Genomic DNA, 14,485 nt, shown 5'->3' on the forward strand with positions numbered 1-14,485 from the left:
TCCGGTGTTACGACGAACGGCTGGCCTGCGATCGCTTCCAGGCGCTCCAACCGATATAGATCAAAAACAGGGTGGCAAGGGCGGTGTAGGTGCCTCCGGCGGGCATTCCGGAGATGGCAAGCGCAATGCTGCCGGCCCAGAGGGTCAGCGCATAGACGACGAGGGCTGCCCAGCGCTGGGAGAGACCGGCGTCGAGCAACTTGTGGTGCAGGTGGCGCTTGTCGGGCTTGAAGGGGGAGACGCCGTTGCGCAGGCGCTGGATAATCACCGAGGCTGTGTCGAAGATCGGCACCGCCAGGATGCAAAAGGGAATAACCAGGGCGACGGTAGTCACCACCTTGACCACGCCGATGACTGAGAGCCCCCCCAACAAAAACCCCAGAAAGTAGGCTCCGCCGTCGCCCATAAAGATCTGGGCCGGGTGGAAGTTGTAGCGCAAAAAGCCCAGGGTGCCGCCGACCACCGCCGCTGAAATCAAGGCGGCCTGCCACTGGCCGGTGAAGACGGTGACGACGAAGGTGACGACGGCGGCGATCCCGCACACGCCCGCCGCCAGACCGTCGAGGCCGTCGATAAAGTTGATCGCGTTGACCACCCCCACCAGCCAGAGGATGGTGATGGGCAGACTCAACCACCAGACCAGCTTGACCAGACCGATGCCAGGCAGCGAGAGGGCGGCGACATCGACCCCAACACTCCAGGCAGCGGTGGCGATGGCGAGCTGGATAAACAACCGGGGTTGCCACTTGAGCTGCAAAAAGTCGTCCGACAGGCCCAAAAAGAAAAACAGCACCGCCCCGATCGTCACCCCCCAGACCTCGTACTCTTTCTGGTGAGGCAAAATGCCGAAGCTACCCAGCCCCCAGACCAGCAACAGTGCGAAGGTGACGCCCAGAAATATAGAGATGCCTCCAACCCGCACCGTCGGTCGGGTATGAATCCGACGGCCACCGGGCGTATCGACTCCCAGGCCGCTTTTGAGGCCACCGGCCCGCACCAGGGGAGTAACGACCAGCACCGTCAGGATGGCGACAGCAAAGGCGACCCCACAGCTGAGCAGATCCCCCGGCGGCAAGGGGCTCAAATCGATGCCCGCCGCCTGAGCAGCCGGTACCAGTCCCAGCAGGGCGCTGGCCATTGTTACGAATGTGATCAGGAAGGGCATCTACCCGCCACAAGTTGCAGCCACTTGAGTGTATCGCCTGTTGGTCCTCCTGGGCACTATATGAATCGGTGAATTAGAGAGTTTGCGCCAGGGTCCGGTGGGCGCTGTAATATAGTGCCGAAAACTGGCCTGCGATCACTCTACAAACAGATGAAAAGAAGAGAATTTGCGGCAGGTGCGGCGCTGCTCACCCTGCTGGGAGCCTGTAGCAGCGCCGACAAAGTGTATATTGCTGTAGCAGCCCCTCTCTCCGGCGATCAAGCGGTCCAGGGAGAGTATATGCTCAAAGCCGTTCAACTCGCCGTCGATGAAGTCAACAAAAAAGGAGGCATCAAGGGCAAGACTGTCGAGATCGTCACCGGCGACGACCAGGCCAAACCCCTCGATGCGACCAGCGTCGCCCGCAAACTGGCCTCCACCGACGGCGTATACGGTGTCATCGGTCACTTCAACTCCGGCTGCTCGATTCCGGCCTCATCGATCTACAGCCAGAGCAATCTGGTGATGATCACCCCCGGCAGCACCAACCCGACCCTCACCGAGCAGGGACTCAAAAACATCTACCGGATCGTCGGTCGCGACGACCAGCAGGGCAGCGTCGATGGTGACTTTGCCCTCAAAAAGCTCAAAGCTCTGCGCATCGCCATCCTGCACGACAAGACGCCCTACGGCCAGGGGCTGGCTGCCTTCTTCCGCGATACGGTCGAAAAGGGCGGTGCGGAGGTGGTTTTCTTTGAGGGGATTACCCGTGGAGACAAGGATTTTCGAGCGGTGCTCACCAAGATCAAGACGATCGACCCCGACCTGCTCTTTTATGGGGGCGTCTTCGTCGAGGCCGGATTGGTGGTGAGCCAGGCGCGTGAACTGGGGATCGATGCGCGCTTTATGAGCGGCGACGGCACAAAAGACCAGAGCTTCGTCGAACTGGTGGGCAAGACGACTGGCGACATCTACGTGAGCGGCCCCGCCCAGATCAACAACAAGGCGTTCGTCGATGCCTACCGCACCAAGTTCAACAACGAAGCCCCCGGTCCCTTTGGGCCCTACGCCTACGACGCCGCCCGGATCTTGCTTGCAGCGATGGAAAAGGCACCCAAACTCACCCGCGAGGCCGTCGCGGAGGAAGTGCGTAAGATCAAGGTCTTTCCGGGGCTGGCAGGTCCAATCGCCTTCGACGACAAGGGCGATGTGGTCAAAGCGCCCTTCGACATCTACGTGATCAAAGGCGGGGTGTTCGTGCCCTACCGGGCCTGAGCGATGAACCGTCCGAAGCTGGTTGCAATTGTCACCGGTATCCTGGCGCTTGCCCTGGGGATCGGCTATCTCATCCTCGTGCAGCTGCTGGACTTTCGCGATCTCAAACCCCTTCCCCCTCTGCCCGCCGGCTCCTCGACGCCTTAACTTTGCCTGGGCTTTGGCCGCTGCCACTGTTTTTGGGCAGCGTTCCAGAACATCACCAGATCCGGGCAGCGCTCGCACTTGAGAAAGTAGCCCCGCTTGACTTTTTTGGAAGGAACCTTAACAAGGGGCTGCCGACACTCAGGACACGAGAAGCGGGCTTTCTCCCGTGGCCGGGCCGGGCGGGCAGAGGCTGGAAATTCAGCTGAAATCAGCGCCTTTGCCTGGGCCACCGCCGGCAGCAGGTAGCTATTGTTCCAGCCGATGAGGTAGGGCTCCCAGGACTGTTTGCTCGCTGCAATCGCATCGAGGCTCGCCTCCATCTGGGCGGTAAAGTGGCTATCGACCAGGTCCGGCAGGGCGCGGGCAAGAAGCGCGTCGGTGGCGAGCCCCAGCTCCGTCGGCACCAGGGCTTTATTTTGAGCCTCGACGTAGGTGCGTTCTTTGAGGGTCTTGATCGTCGAAGCGTAGGTGGAGGGCCGCCCCACTCCCCGACGCTCCATAAGCTGCACCAGCCGGGGTTCGCTGTAGCGCGGCGGGGGCTGGGTACGTTTTTTTTCGTAGGACGCCTCTACCAGCACCAGCGGCTGGCCCACTGCGAGATCCGGCAGCAGCAGGGCGGCGTCGAGGTCGTTCCAGTAGCGGCTGTAACCGGCAAATAGAACGCTCATCCCCTTTGCCTGCCACTGGAGGGGACCGGAGCGGGTGCGGACGGTCGTGCGCTCGATCTGTACTGCCGCGCACTGCGAGGCGATCGCCCGCCGCCAGATGAGGTCGTAGAGCCTGAGCTGCGGTTCGCTCAGCTGTGAGCGGATCGTGCGGGGGGTGAAGCTGACCGACGACGGTCGGATCGCCTCGTGGGCCTGCTGGGCGGTGGCGCGGGAGCGGTGGCGGGTGGCCCGCTCGCTCAGGTTGGCCGGGTCGTTGGTTTCGAGGTACTGGCGGGCCTGAACGCAAAATTCAGGAGCGAGTTCGACGCTGTCGGTGCGCATGTAGGTGATGAGCCCCCGGCGGCCACCGTCTAGATCCACGCCCTCGTAGAGTTGCTGGGCCACCTGCATCGTGAACTCGGGGCTGTAGCCCAGCAGGGCACCGGCAGCCTGCTGCAGCGAACTGGTGATAAAAGGTGGCGGGGCCGATTTGCTGACGGTGCGCTGCTCTTTATGGACGACGCTGTGGGGGTGTTGGCGGGCGAGGTTCACCAGCCGCTCTGCCTCCGCCTCACTTATCACCCTGGTCGATTCAAAAGACTTCGCTGCTTTGCGATCGACGGCGTCGTCGCCCTCGCCCGGCCCTTCCCCTTCTTCTTGCTGGTCGCCGCGCCAGTAATACGCCCGCCAGCCGCCCGCGTACTCTGCCCACACCGACCAGTAATCGACCGGCTGAAATTGCCGGATCTCCCGCTCGCGCTCGCAGAGAAAATGGAGCGTTGCACTCTGCACCCGTCCGGCACTGCGCCCGCCGGTCGCTCTCCAGAGCAACGGCGAGACCTTGTAGCCTACGAGCTTGTCGAGGCACTGGCGGGCGCGCTGGGCGCTCACCAGATCCAGATCGAGACTGCGGGGAGTGCCCAGGGCCGCCTGCACCGCCGAGGCCGTAATCTGCGTAAAGCTCACCCGCCGGGGCGACTTGAGGCGCAACTCCCGCGCCAGGTGCCAGGCAATCGCCTCCCCTTCGCGGTCGGGGTCGGTCGCCAGATACACTGCCTCGGCCCCCTTTACGGCTGCTTTGAGCTTTTTGAGCGTCGCCGCCGCCCGCTCGCCTCTGGGCACATAGCGGCAGTTCACCGTTTCGCTACCCAGATCGAATCCGAGATGATCCGCTCCGTCGTCTGCCAGTTCCATCACATGGCCGATCGACGCCTGCACCTCCCAGCCGGAGCCGAGAATGCTCTTGAAGGTCTTGATCTTGCCGGGGCTCTCGCAAATCAGGAGCCGCATCGCTTCTTCGGTGAACGCTCGACCTCAAGCTTAAGCCAGAGCGCTGCTCCCGGTCCAGATTCTTCCCCATCCGGCTTGAGCTGTACGGCAGGAGAGGCAAGCCAGCGGTATTCCATAAAAAAACGGGCTGCTTCCGACCGAGCCGCTTCACCCAGGCGTAGACATTCCTGGCGAGAATGCGCCTGTCGGTGCCCAGCAAGTTCCAGGCAATGCACCCAGGCTGGCCAAATTTGGAATAGGACAGCGCAAACCTTTAGAGAGACTGCACACAAATTACTTTTAAAATCAATCATACTTGACCACTGTAACCGTTGCTAGTCATCACACAGAATTCCTCAGTATGTTTGTGATGAAAGAGTTAGTATCTCTTTCGGTGGATGCAGGGATATACTCTCTTTTTTATGCTGCTAGGAGTCAAACGTTCACTCCCTATTTCGAGCTGGCCGTACATCTCAATAGACAGGGTGAGACAGTTTTAACGGAATTCAAGCATTATGAACAATCCCGCAATTCGGCCCCTGGCCGTTGTCACCGGTGCCTCCAGCGGCATCGGATTTGAACTGGCAAAACAGTTTGCCCAGCACGATTTTGATCTACTGGTTACAGCAAAAGGTTCAGATATTGACCAGGCCGCCCAAGCTTTTCGAGGACTGGGAGCCGCAGTGCAGACAGTACAGGCCAACCTGGCAGACTACGATGGCGTCGAGGCGCTTTATAAAGCGATCAAAGCAGCAGGCAGGCCCGTAGAAGCCATTGCGATCAACGCCGGTGTGGGTGTGGGAGGTGAATTTGCCCGTGAAACCGATCTAAAAGACGAATTGAATCTAATCAACCTGAACGTTGTCTCTACGGTCCATCTTGCCAAGCGGATAGTAAAGGACATGCTCGAACGCCATCAGGGCCGGATTCTTTTTACCTCATCGATTGCCGCTTTAATGCCCGGACCCTACGAAGCAGTCTATTCTGCCTCCAAGGCGTTTATCCAATCGTTCGCCAAGGCATTGCGCAACGAGCTAAAAGATACCGGTGTCAGTGTCACCGCCCTGCTGCCGGGAGCAACCGAAACCAACTTCTTTCACCGCGCCGAGATGGACGATACGAAAGTTGGTTCAGACAAAAAAGACGATCCAGCCGACGTAGCGCAGGAGGGATTTGAGGCACTGATGGCAGGCAAAGAAGAAGTGATCGCAGGCTCGCTCAAGACCAAGCTTCAGGCCAACCTGACCAAGGTTCTTCCTGATTCTGTGAATGCCGAGCAGCATCGCCAGATGTCCGAGCCGGGATCCCAGGCAAAGAAATAGCGTTTAAAACAAGCAGCCACAGCAATACAGGGGAGTTGTTTACTCCTTGTCAACGAGCAAAGCAAGGACCAGAGCCTGGAGGAATGTCGCAAAGAAGCAGGCGAAAGGTTAACCACAGATACCGGCGTGCCCCTCAGCGATACCGATAATTCTCTTAAAGCCGGTGTGCGCGGCCCCACCTTGCTCCAGGATTTCCATTTTCAACAAAAGCTCACCCGATTCGATCGAGAGCGCATCCCCGAGCGCGTCGTTCATGCCCGTGGTGCCGCCTACGGAGATCGAAGGGCAGCACACCTTCCTGACGGCGGCTTCGGTGATGTTCGATGCGGTCTAGGGCCGGGTGGTCTGCAGAGCGTCGAAACTTTGCAGAAGAACGAAGAAGCGCTGAGCTTCTTCAAGGAGGCGTTCAAGCACTACAAGCCGCTCGCTGCCTCCGGTGAGGGTGTCGAATTGTTGGAGCAAGCAGGACTGAGGGGCATCGACCTGAGCCGGACCGATGGCCGGACGAGGGTTCAACTGGGGGTTGTCACCAGCCGGAATACCCTGCAGATCAAGGAGTTTGCCGGTGCCTTCGTCGATGCCATAAAAGAGCACCGCTTCTGGATGCGCTCCCAGTGCCGGCGAGCAAAATCCCTCAGCACAAGATGGCCTGAATCGCAGTTCTCGGGTTAGAAGCCACTCCTCAATTGCCCGCCTCAGTAGGAAGCACTCGCTTCCCGCCGAGGCGGGTTCTTTTTGGGCAGAAGCCCTATGACCTCAGAGGCATTTCCAAAACATCCAGGCTCTCTATCATGAAGCTTATTCAGACGACTGGCTATCCAGTGCAGCAGGAGGAAGCCGTGTTCGCAAGAGCAACCATCTGGTCCGTCGGCTTGGGACTTCTCTTATCGGTGGCCGCTGAGGCCAAACCCATCGAAATAGCCTTCAAAGATGTGCGGGTCGAGCCTTGCCCCGAGGCTCAAAACACCAAAGAACCGGTTGTCAGCACCAACGACCGGCCCAACCAGCCTTCTAAGTGCTATCGGCTTACAGGTACCGCCGTCAACTCCGACACAGCGGATGCCAGGGATGTCGATGTTTTTGGTCGAGTCACCGACGCCAACGGCACACCGGCTCTTACCCGCCGCCGTATCGGTTCGATCGATCTGGTCCCTGCAGGCACCCATCCAGTACAGCTCGATTTCTTCGTGCCCGAGAGCGCCAAAGTGCCCCTGACCATCAGCATCACCCGCGCCGGTGGTTTCTCACACGACAGCCGCCCGCACCGTTAGCCTCTCTGGTTTCCGCGCCCTTTGATGTAAAGAGGTTTAACTGTTTTGGTTATAAAAACTCTTGCTTGTGCAATACTTGCCTGACCAGTTCAAATTCACGATTGTTGATGTCAACATCCCTGTCATAAGTACATGCATACTTCCATTTGCTGGTGAGCTGGTCATACTTTATAGAAATCTCTATTGGATCCGCTGCCCCAACAGCTTGATGTGCGGCAAGTATGTTTAATTTGATCTGGTTTGCTCGGTTATTCGTAGGAGTCATGTTTGTGTAATTGTTTGTTTTGAACAAACTATACATCAGAATCCTCAGAACCCTCTGTTCCGAAGTGGTTAAAAGTTGATCCACGGTAGTCAGAGGAAGCCGAAGGACACAGACCAGGCAGTGATTCCTGTTGTTCCCCGACAAGCTGGTCCTCTGCCCTCACTACCGTTCGGTATCTATCCTTTCGCCAACGGCATCGGACGCCACGCTCGTCTGGCTGCAGATGTGCTGATCGTGCAGCTAGGCAGGAAGCCGATCAGGGCCGCATCGAAGCCCTGGTGCGCTTTGCGCGTTCCGGTGCTGGCGAAACCTAACCCACCACGAGGTTGATCAGCCGCTTGGGCACGACGATCACCTTTTTGATCTGCTTGCCGTCGATGTGCCGCTGGACAGCCTCGCTGGGATCTGACCCAGGCTATTACTTGTTCAGTATAAAAAGGGTTATTTGCTACTATATTTAAGTTATTGGTTGAGCATAAAGTCATAATACGAAGGTTATCAATGCAGAACCTGGAGTTAGCGCGGGAGCGGCTAGATGCGCGATTTGGGCAGATGAGGCCGGTGGAGCGGTTTGCCCGACCGACGCGCGGGTGGGTGCGGGCGATCCGTGAAGCGCTTGGCATGTCCTCACCTCAATTGGCAAAACGCCTCGGTGTCTCCCAGCCGCGAGTGGTGGCTTTGGAGAAGGGGGAAGTGGAAGGCACCCTTACATTGAAGTCATTGCAGAAGGCGGCAGAGGCTCTTGATTGCACCCTGATTTATGCTCTGGTGCCTAACCAGCCGCTGGAGGCGACAGTGCGCGTTCGAGCGGAGCGGCTGGCCACAGAACGTATGGAGCTGGTCGAGCGAACAATGCGCCTGGAGGATCAGGCGATCGGCGTGTCCGAGAGCAGCCGCCAGAAGGAGCGCCTGATCGAAAAGATTATTCAAAGCGAGACGCGCCGGTTGTGGGAGCGGAGGTGAACGATCTATTCGGAGCTGACGATGCTTCCACGCCCCTGACACCAGAAGAACAGCGAGACTTGCTACCCAGCTACATCGCTACCCGCGCTGAACTCAACGAGGCAGAACAGCAAAACATCCTGGCCGCCCAAAGCTGGGCATACGGGCTGCGCCGCCCCGACCCTTTCGATGAGAAGTGGCTCAAGCGACTGCACCGTCGGATGTTCGAGCAAGTCTGGTCCTGGGCGGGCCGCTATCGCACTACCCCCCGCAATATAGGTGTGGACCCCTGGCAGATTGCGCCTCAAATGCGCATCTTTCTCGACGATGCTCGCTTTTGGGTAAAGCACGCCACCTATTCCCCGGACGAACTGGCTATCCGCTTTCACCACCGCCTGGTGTACATCCACCCTTTCGCCAACGGTAACGGACGCCACGCTCGCCTGGCTGCAGATGTGCTGATCGTGCAGTTAGGCGGGGAGCGCTTCGACTGGGGGCAGGCCACACTGGTAGACGCAGGCGAGGCGCGTAGTCGCTACATCCAGGCTTTGCAGGAAGCCGATCGGGGCCGCATCGAAGCCCTGGTGCGCTTTGCGCGTTCCGGTGCTGGCGAAACCTAACCCACCACGAGGTTGATCAGCCGCTTGGGCACGACGATCACCTTTTTGATCTGCTTGCCGTCGATGTGCCGCTGGACAGCCTCGCTGGTACGGGCATAGGCTTCGAGTTGCTCGGCAGTCGCGTCGGCGGGGACGAGGATGTCGTCGCGCTTTTTGCCGTTGACCTGGATGACGAGGGTGATCGTGTCCTCGGCGAGGGCTGATTCGTCGAGGCTGGGCCAGTCAGCGGCGTGGACATCCCCGTCGCCCAGGTTCTGCCACAATTCGGCGCTGATGTGGGGGGCGAAGGGAGCGAGCAATTTGACGAGGGCGTAGACGCCTTCTTTGTAGACGGGGGAACCGCTGGCAGGATAGTCGCCCAGGGCGTTGCTGAGCTTCATCAAGGCGGCGATGGCGGTGTTGAATTTGTACTGTTCGATGTCCTCGCTCACCGCCTGGATCGCCCGGTGGATCTCGCGGCGCAGGCTGCGCTCCTGCTCGGCGCTCGCTTCTTTGGCAGTTTTTTCGCCAGAGACAAATTCGTAGACCAGCCGCCAGACCCGGTTCAAGAAACGGAACTGCCCTTCTACGTCGGCGTCGGACCACTCCAGTTCTTTTTCGGGCGGCGCTTTGAAGAGGACGAACATGCGGGCGGTGTCTGCGCCAAATTGCTCCACGACGCTCTCGGGGGCGACACCGTTGCCCTTGGACTTGGACATGGTGGCAAAGCCCACTTTGAGCGCTTCACCGGTGCGCGGATCGACGGGGTTGGCCGGGTTTGCCACATCGGCCACCGGAATATATTCGCCGGTGGTCGGATTCTGGTAGGAGAGCGCCTGGACCATGCCCTGGGTGAGCAGGCGCTTGAAGGGCTCATCGAAGCTGAGCATTCCCCGGTCCCGCAGCACCTTTGTAAAAAAGCGCGAGTACAAGAGGTGCAGGATGGCGTGCTCGATGCCGCCCACGTACTGGTCCACCGGCAGCCAGTAGTCGGCGGCGGCCTTTGAGAAGGGTTGTTCGCTGTCGCGGGCGTCGGCAAAGCGCAAGAAGTACCAGGACGAGTCGATGAAGGTGTCCATCGTGTCGGTCTCGCGCCGGGCCGGTGCGCCGCAGCTCGGGCAGGGAACGTGGAGCCAGCTTTCGAGGCGGGCGAGGGGCGAAGGACCACGGCCCAAAAATTCGACGTCCTCCGGCAACCGCACCGGCAGGTCCGCCTCCGGCACCGGCACGATGCCACAGTCGGGACAGTAGACCACCGGAATCGGGCAGCCCCAGTAGCGCTGGCGGGAGATGAGCCAGTCGCGCAGGCGGTACTGGACGCGGCCTTTGCCCCAGCCCTGGCTCTCGGCGTAGGCGACGATCTTTATCTTGGCGGCGGGCGAATCGAGCCCGTCGAAGGGACCGGAATTGACCAGGCTGCCCGCATCGACGTAGGCGGCACTCAAGGGCTCACTAAGCGTCTTTTGCGGGTTCTGGACGACCAGGCGCACCGGCAGCCCGTAGCGGTGGGCGAAAACGAAGTCGCGCTCGTCGTGGCCCGGCACACCCATTACCGCGCCGGTGCCGTACTCGTAGAGCACGTAGTCGGCGATCCAGATCGGGATTGCTTCGCCCGTAAAAGAATTGATCGCCGAAGCGCCGGTCCAGACGCCCTGCTTGGGCCGCTCCTCGCTGGTGCGCTCGATCTCGCTTTCGCTTTGCACTTTGGCGACGAACTCGCCCACGGCGGCCAGTTGTTCGGCTGTGGCAATCTGCTCGACAAGAGGATGTTCGGGGGCGAGCACGATGTAGGTGACACCGTAGACCGTATCCGGCCTGGTCGTAAAGACATGAACGTGGGCGCTCTCACCGACGATCGGGAAGATCAGCTCTGCCCCTACAGATTTGCCGATCCAGTTTTCCTGCATTACCCGCACCCGCTCCGGCCATTCGTCCAGCCGGGCCAGATCCGCCAGCAGTTCTTCGGCGTAGTCGGTAATGCGCAGGTACCACTGTTCTAAGGGCCGCTTTTCGACCAGTGCCCCCGAGCGCCAGGAGCGCCCCTCCGCATCGACCTGCTCGTTGGCGAGCACCGTCTGGTCCACGGGATCCCAGTTGACGATGCCATCTTTGCGGTAGGCGAGCCCGGCTGCAAAAAATTCTAAAAACAGCTTCTGCGTCCAGCGGTAATAGTCGGGCGAACAGGTCGCCACCTCCCGCTCCCAGGCGTAGGCAAAGCCCAGGCGGTGCAGCTGGCTTTTCATGTGGGCAATGTTCTGGTAGGTCCACTCGGCAGGATGCACGCCGCGCTTGATCGCCGCGTTCTCAGCCGGTAGCCCGAAGGCGTCCCAGCCGATCGGATGGAGGACGTTGAAGCCGCGCATCCGCTTGTAGCGGCTGATCACATCGGTGATCGAGTAGTTGCGCACATGACCCATGTGCAGCGCCCCACTCGGATAGGGAAACATCGAGAGCGCATAAAACTTGGGCCTGCCGTCCATCGCAAGCGGCGGCATCGCCTCCCAGTGCTTCTGCCATTTGGGTTCGATAGCGCCGGGGTTGTAGCGCATCTCCATCGGTATCCGGGCCTCCCTTACCATGCTGTTTTTCAATTAAAGGCGAAATTGTCCGCCGCTGAGGGCTACCCCCGGACATCGAAGCGCGTTGCGCCGACTCGATGCAGCGGCGCAGAAAAAGACCGCAAAGACCAGTAAGTTGATCAACTTAGTGTAGACTGGCCAAAAAATCCTGTTCCCCGCTCCAGCGATGACTGTCAAAAAAATTTCCTGGACCAATGCGATAGCGCTTGCGGCGGTTGTTCTGGCGATTACGGCGGTCGTAGTCAAAAACGTCGAAGGCAACACCGGCAGGCAACTGCTGAACGTCTCCTACGATCCGACCCGCGAACTCTACCGCGACATCGATCAGCAATTCGTCGCAAAGTACGAAAAAGAAACCCACCGGCAAATCAAGATCAAACAGTCCCACGGCGGTTCCTCCCGCCAGAGTCGGGCGGTCATAGACGGCAGTGCTCCCGCCGATGTCGTCACCCTGGGTCTGTACTCGGACGTGGACGCGCTGCGCAAGCAGGGTCTCATCGCCGAAGGCTGGTCGAAGCGCCTGCCCAACAATTCCCAGCCCTACGCCTCGACGATCGTCTTTGTCGTGCGCAGGGGCAACCCCGAAAAGATTCACGACTGGCCCGATCTGCTTCGTCCCGGCGTCGAGATCATTACTCCGGATCCAAAAAGTTCCGGCAACGGCAAGCTCAGCGCCCTCGCCGCCTGGGGCTCAGTCATCAAGCGCGGCGGCACCCAGGAGCAGGCCCGCGCTTTTCTCAAGGCGTTCTACGAACATACGACCGTGCTGGATACCGGTGCCCGCGCCTCCGCGACAACCTTCGCCGTCGAGAAAGTGGGCGATGTGCATCTGACCTGGGAGAACGAGGCGATCCGGGAGGTGGCTGAATCGAAGGGCGACCTCGAAATCGTCTATCCGCCGGTGAGCATCCTCGCCCAGCCCTACGTCGCCTGGGTGGATGCGAACACTACTCGCCACAGGAGCGAAGCGGATGCGCGGGCTTACCTGCAATTTCTTTTTAGCGACGAGGGGCAGGAAACGATCGCCAGATCCGGCTACCGGCCCATCAACCCCCAGATCGCCAGAAAATACAGCACCCAGTTTCCAAAGATCGAACTTTTTCCGATCACCTTGATTGCCAGAGACTGGGACGACGCAAGACAAAAGTTCTTTGCCGAAAACGGGATCATCGACCTGGTCTACAAGCCAAAGCCGCAGTGATCACCTCCACCCGAGAAAAATCTAAGGATAACGATGAACATTAGCTACACCTGGGAAAAAGCGCGGGCCGACGTCATCGCGAGCCTGACGGTGGCAGCGATCGCCGTGCCCCAGAGCATGGCCTACGCGCTGATTGCCGGGGTCGATCCGCGCTTTGGCCTGTACTCGGCCATCTTTGTCACGGCGATTGCCTCGGTTCTGGGCTCCTCCTCGCATCTGATCAATGGGCCGACCAGCGCCATCTCCCTCGTCGTCTTCAGTACCCTCGCGTTTATCGAACCGGACGCCCGGCCCGACGCCTACGAGGCGATGTTTTTACTGGGGGTGATGGTCGGCTGCATCCAGATTCTGATCGCAGTCTTCAAGCTGGGGGATCTGACGCGCTACATCTCGGAGTCGGTGATTCTGGGCTTTATGACCGGCGCTGCCATCTTGCTGGGCATCGGTCAGATCGGCAATTCCCTCGGACTGCGGGAGAAAGGAACAGCCCACGATCAAATTTTCTATCGGCTCTGGCTCACGGTCACCTCCGGCAGCCCCAACTTTCGTGCCATCACGATTACTGCCATCACGGTCATCCTTGGCCTCGCCCTGCGGCCTCTAGTGCGCAAGTACCGCTGGCCCCAGATGGACATGCTCGTGGTCCTCATCGTTGCGGCGGTGGCGGCGTACCTGTTGGGCTGGACGATACCCCCGGCTGATGGGGGCAAGACGGCGATTGCGGTGGCCGGTGCGATCCCGGCCAGCTTGCCATTGCCCCACATTCCAGAAATCAAGTTTGGCTGGGTGACCCAGATGTCGAGCGGGGCGCTCGCGATCGCTTTTCTAGGTCTACTGGAGGCGCTGGCGATTGCGAAAGCGATCGCTGCCCAGACCGGCCAGACCCTCGACTACAACCGCCAGTGCCTGGCGGAGGGCGCTGCCAACCTGGGGGGCGGCTTTTTGCAGTGCCTGCCGGGATCCGGCTCGCTGTCGCGCTCGGCCATCAACTACCAGTCCGGAGCCCTGACCCGCTTTTCGGGGGTGCTCGCGGCCCTGGTCGTCGCTGCTGCCCTGCTGGTTCTGGCACCACTCACCAAGTTCATCCCCAAGGCTGCCCTGGCAGGTTTGTTGTTTCTCACCGCCGCCCGGCTCATCGACCTCAAGCGGTTGCGCTACACCTTCCGCGCCTCGCTCTTCGACGCAGGGTTGGTGCTGGTGACACTCTTTACGGCTCTGTTCATCGGTATCGAGTACTCGATCTTGACCGGCGTCGCCCTCTCGATCTTGCTCTTCGTGCCGCGAGCAGCAAAACTCAAAGCTTCCGAACTGGTGGTGAGCAACGAGGGCATCGTGCGCGACCGCTGGCCCTCCGATCCACCCTGCACCTCGGTGATCCTCTTTGATCTCGAAGGAGAGATCTTCTTTGGGGCAGCACCGGATCTGGACCGCTACCTCGACGGCCTCATCGCCCAGGCAAAAGCAGCGTCGATCCGCTACATCGTCCTGCGGGTCAAGCGCGTGCGCAACCCGGACGTGGTCTGTGTCGAGCGACTGGAGCACTTCTTGCACAGCGCCCAGAAGCAGGGCATCACCGTCCTGCTCGCCGGAGTGCGCCCGGATCTGGCCCGCCCTTTCAGCAAGTTGGGCTTTGGCGACTGGTTCCCGGCGGACCATCTGTTTTTTGAGGCGGCGGAGGACGACAGCGATTCTGCCACCCTCAAAGCCGTCCGCCTCGCCTACGAGCTTCTTGGCGACGAGGCCAACGCCTGCGGGCACTGCGCTGCCCTCCAGGACAAGGAGACCCAGAAGGCAGCGCTCTACTATCGAGTCTGAGCGACCCGC

11 protein-coding genes and 2 pseudogenes are annotated in these 14,485 nt (G+C 60.0%); 10 read left to right on the top strand and 3 right to left on the bottom strand.

Going from position 1 to position 14,485, the window contains the following annotated elements; genetic code table 11:
* Nucleotides 1–7 precede the first annotated feature (7 nt).
* The gene (locus tag GKIL_RS17880; protein ID WP_023175219.1) at nt 8–1,165 is read right to left on the bottom strand and encodes an MraY family glycosyltransferase; all 1,158 of its coding nucleotides are present in this window, start codon (nt 1,163–1,165) and stop codon (nt 8–10) included.
* Nucleotides 1,166–1,315: 150 nt separating this feature from the next.
* Here GKIL_RS17880 and GKIL_RS17885 point away from each other — a divergent pair, with 150 nt between their 5' ends.
* Together GKIL_RS17885 and GKIL_RS25385 are read left to right on the top strand one after the other, a co-directional pair.
* Nucleotides 1,316–2,419 carry a branched-chain amino acid ABC transporter substrate-binding protein gene (locus GKIL_RS17885; protein ID WP_023175220.1) on the top strand — a complete coding sequence of 368 codons (1,104 nt, stop codon included), beginning with the start codon at nt 1,316–1,318 and terminating at the stop codon, nt 2,417–2,419.
* A 3-nt stretch (nt 2,420–2,422) separates the two neighbouring features.
* Nucleotides 2,423–2,566, top strand: a complete 144-nt coding sequence (locus tag GKIL_RS25385; RefSeq protein WP_023175221.1) for a hypothetical protein — start codon at nt 2,423–2,425, stop codon at nt 2,564–2,566.
* Here GKIL_RS25385 and topA read toward each other — a convergent pair.
* On the bottom strand, nt 2,563–4,503 hold the full coding sequence (topA, locus tag GKIL_RS17890) for a type I DNA topoisomerase (RefSeq protein ID WP_023175222.1): 1,941 nt from the start codon (nt 4,501–4,503) through the stop codon (nt 2,563–2,565). The two genes, GKIL_RS25385 and topA, sit on opposite strands and share 4 nt — an antisense overlap.
* Before the next feature lie 494 nt (nt 4,504–4,997).
* On the opposite strand from topA, the gene GKIL_RS17895 reads away from it, so the two are divergent.
* The 6 genes and pseudogenes from GKIL_RS17895 to GKIL_RS17920 all read left to right on the top strand — a co-directional run bounded on the left by GKIL_RS17895 (nt 4,998) and on the right by GKIL_RS17920 (nt 8,902).
* Entirely contained in the window at nt 4,998–5,804 is an 807-nt protein-coding gene (locus tag GKIL_RS17895) for an SDR family NAD(P)-dependent oxidoreductase (protein ID WP_023175223.1), read from the top strand.
* Nucleotides 5,805–5,828: 24 nt separating this feature from the next.
* Nucleotides 5,829–6,071: pseudogene (locus GKIL_RS25390) on the top strand (catalase); the annotation flags it as partial.
* 147 nt (nt 6,072–6,218) lie between these two features.
* Nucleotides 6,219–6,476 (top strand): annotated as a pseudogene (locus tag GKIL_RS25690) (hypothetical protein); the annotation flags it as partial.
* A gap of 119 nt (nt 6,477–6,595) precedes the next feature.
* A complete protein-coding gene (locus GKIL_RS22980; RefSeq protein WP_023175227.1) occupies nt 6,596–7,075 on the top strand; it encodes a hypothetical protein in 480 nt (159 codons plus the stop codon).
* A gap of 766 nt (nt 7,076–7,841) precedes the next feature.
* Nucleotides 7,842–8,303, top strand: a complete 462-nt coding sequence (locus GKIL_RS17915) for a mobile mystery protein A (protein ID WP_023175229.1) — start codon at nt 7,842–7,844, stop codon at nt 8,301–8,303.
* A complete protein-coding gene (locus GKIL_RS17920) occupies nt 8,300–8,902 on the top strand; it encodes a mobile mystery protein B (protein ID WP_023175230.1) in 603 nt (200 codons plus the stop codon). Before GKIL_RS17915 ends, GKIL_RS17920 begins: the two co-directional genes overlap by 4 nt.
* Here GKIL_RS17920 and leuS read toward each other — a convergent pair.
* Nucleotides 8,899–11,436, bottom strand: a complete 2,538-nt coding sequence (gene leuS, locus GKIL_RS17925) for a leucine--tRNA ligase (protein ID WP_023175231.1) — start codon at nt 11,434–11,436, stop codon at nt 8,899–8,901. The two genes, GKIL_RS17920 and leuS, sit on opposite strands and share 4 nt — an antisense overlap.
* Before the next feature lie 190 nt (nt 11,437–11,626).
* Between leuS and GKIL_RS17930 the strand changes: the two genes are divergently transcribed.
* Together GKIL_RS17930 and GKIL_RS17935 are read left to right on the top strand one after the other, a co-directional pair.
* On the top strand, nt 11,627–12,661 hold the full coding sequence (locus tag GKIL_RS17930) for a sulfate ABC transporter substrate-binding protein (RefSeq protein ID WP_023175232.1): 1,035 nt from the start codon (nt 11,627–11,629) through the stop codon (nt 12,659–12,661).
* Between the two features lie 33 nt (nt 12,662–12,694).
* Nucleotides 12,695–14,476, top strand: a complete 1,782-nt coding sequence (locus tag GKIL_RS17935) for a SulP family inorganic anion transporter (RefSeq protein WP_023175233.1) — start codon at nt 12,695–12,697, stop codon at nt 14,474–14,476.
* The last annotated feature ends 9 nt before the right edge of the window (nt 14,477–14,485 follow it).

The sequence above is a fragment of the Gloeobacter kilaueensis JS1 genome (assembly GCF_000484535.1).
GTDB lineage: Bacteria > Cyanobacteriota > Cyanobacteriia > Gloeobacterales > Gloeobacteraceae > Gloeobacter > Gloeobacter kilaueensis.

Coding starts and splice junctions, on each gene's coding strand:
- GKIL_RS25385 (WP_023175221.1), top strand. CDS start 2,423: ATGAACCGTCCGAAGCTGGTTGCAATTGTCACCGGTATCCTGGCGCTT.
- topA (WP_023175222.1), bottom strand. CDS start 4,503: ATGCGGCTCCTGATTTGCGAGAGCCCCGGCAAGATCAAGACCTTCAAG.
- leuS (WP_023175231.1), bottom strand. CDS start 11,436: ATGGAGATGCGCTACAACCCCGGCGCTATCGAACCCAAATGGCAGAAG.
- GKIL_RS22980 (WP_023175227.1), top strand. CDS start 6,596: ATGAAGCTTATTCAGACGACTGGCTATCCAGTGCAGCAGGAGGAAGCC.
- GKIL_RS17885 (WP_023175220.1), top strand. CDS start 1,316: ATGAAAAGAAGAGAATTTGCGGCAGGTGCGGCGCTGCTCACCCTGCTG.
- GKIL_RS17895 (WP_023175223.1), top strand. CDS start 4,998: ATGAACAATCCCGCAATTCGGCCCCTGGCCGTTGTCACCGGTGCCTCC.
- GKIL_RS17930 (WP_023175232.1), top strand. CDS start 11,627: ATGACTGTCAAAAAAATTTCCTGGACCAATGCGATAGCGCTTGCGGCG.
- GKIL_RS17880 (WP_023175219.1), bottom strand. CDS start 1,165: ATGCCCTTCCTGATCACATTCGTAACAATGGCCAGCGCCCTGCTGGGA.
- GKIL_RS17915 (WP_023175229.1), top strand. CDS start 7,842: ATGCAGAACCTGGAGTTAGCGCGGGAGCGGCTAGATGCGCGATTTGGG.
- GKIL_RS17935 (WP_023175233.1), top strand. CDS start 12,695: ATGAACATTAGCTACACCTGGGAAAAAGCGCGGGCCGACGTCATCGCG.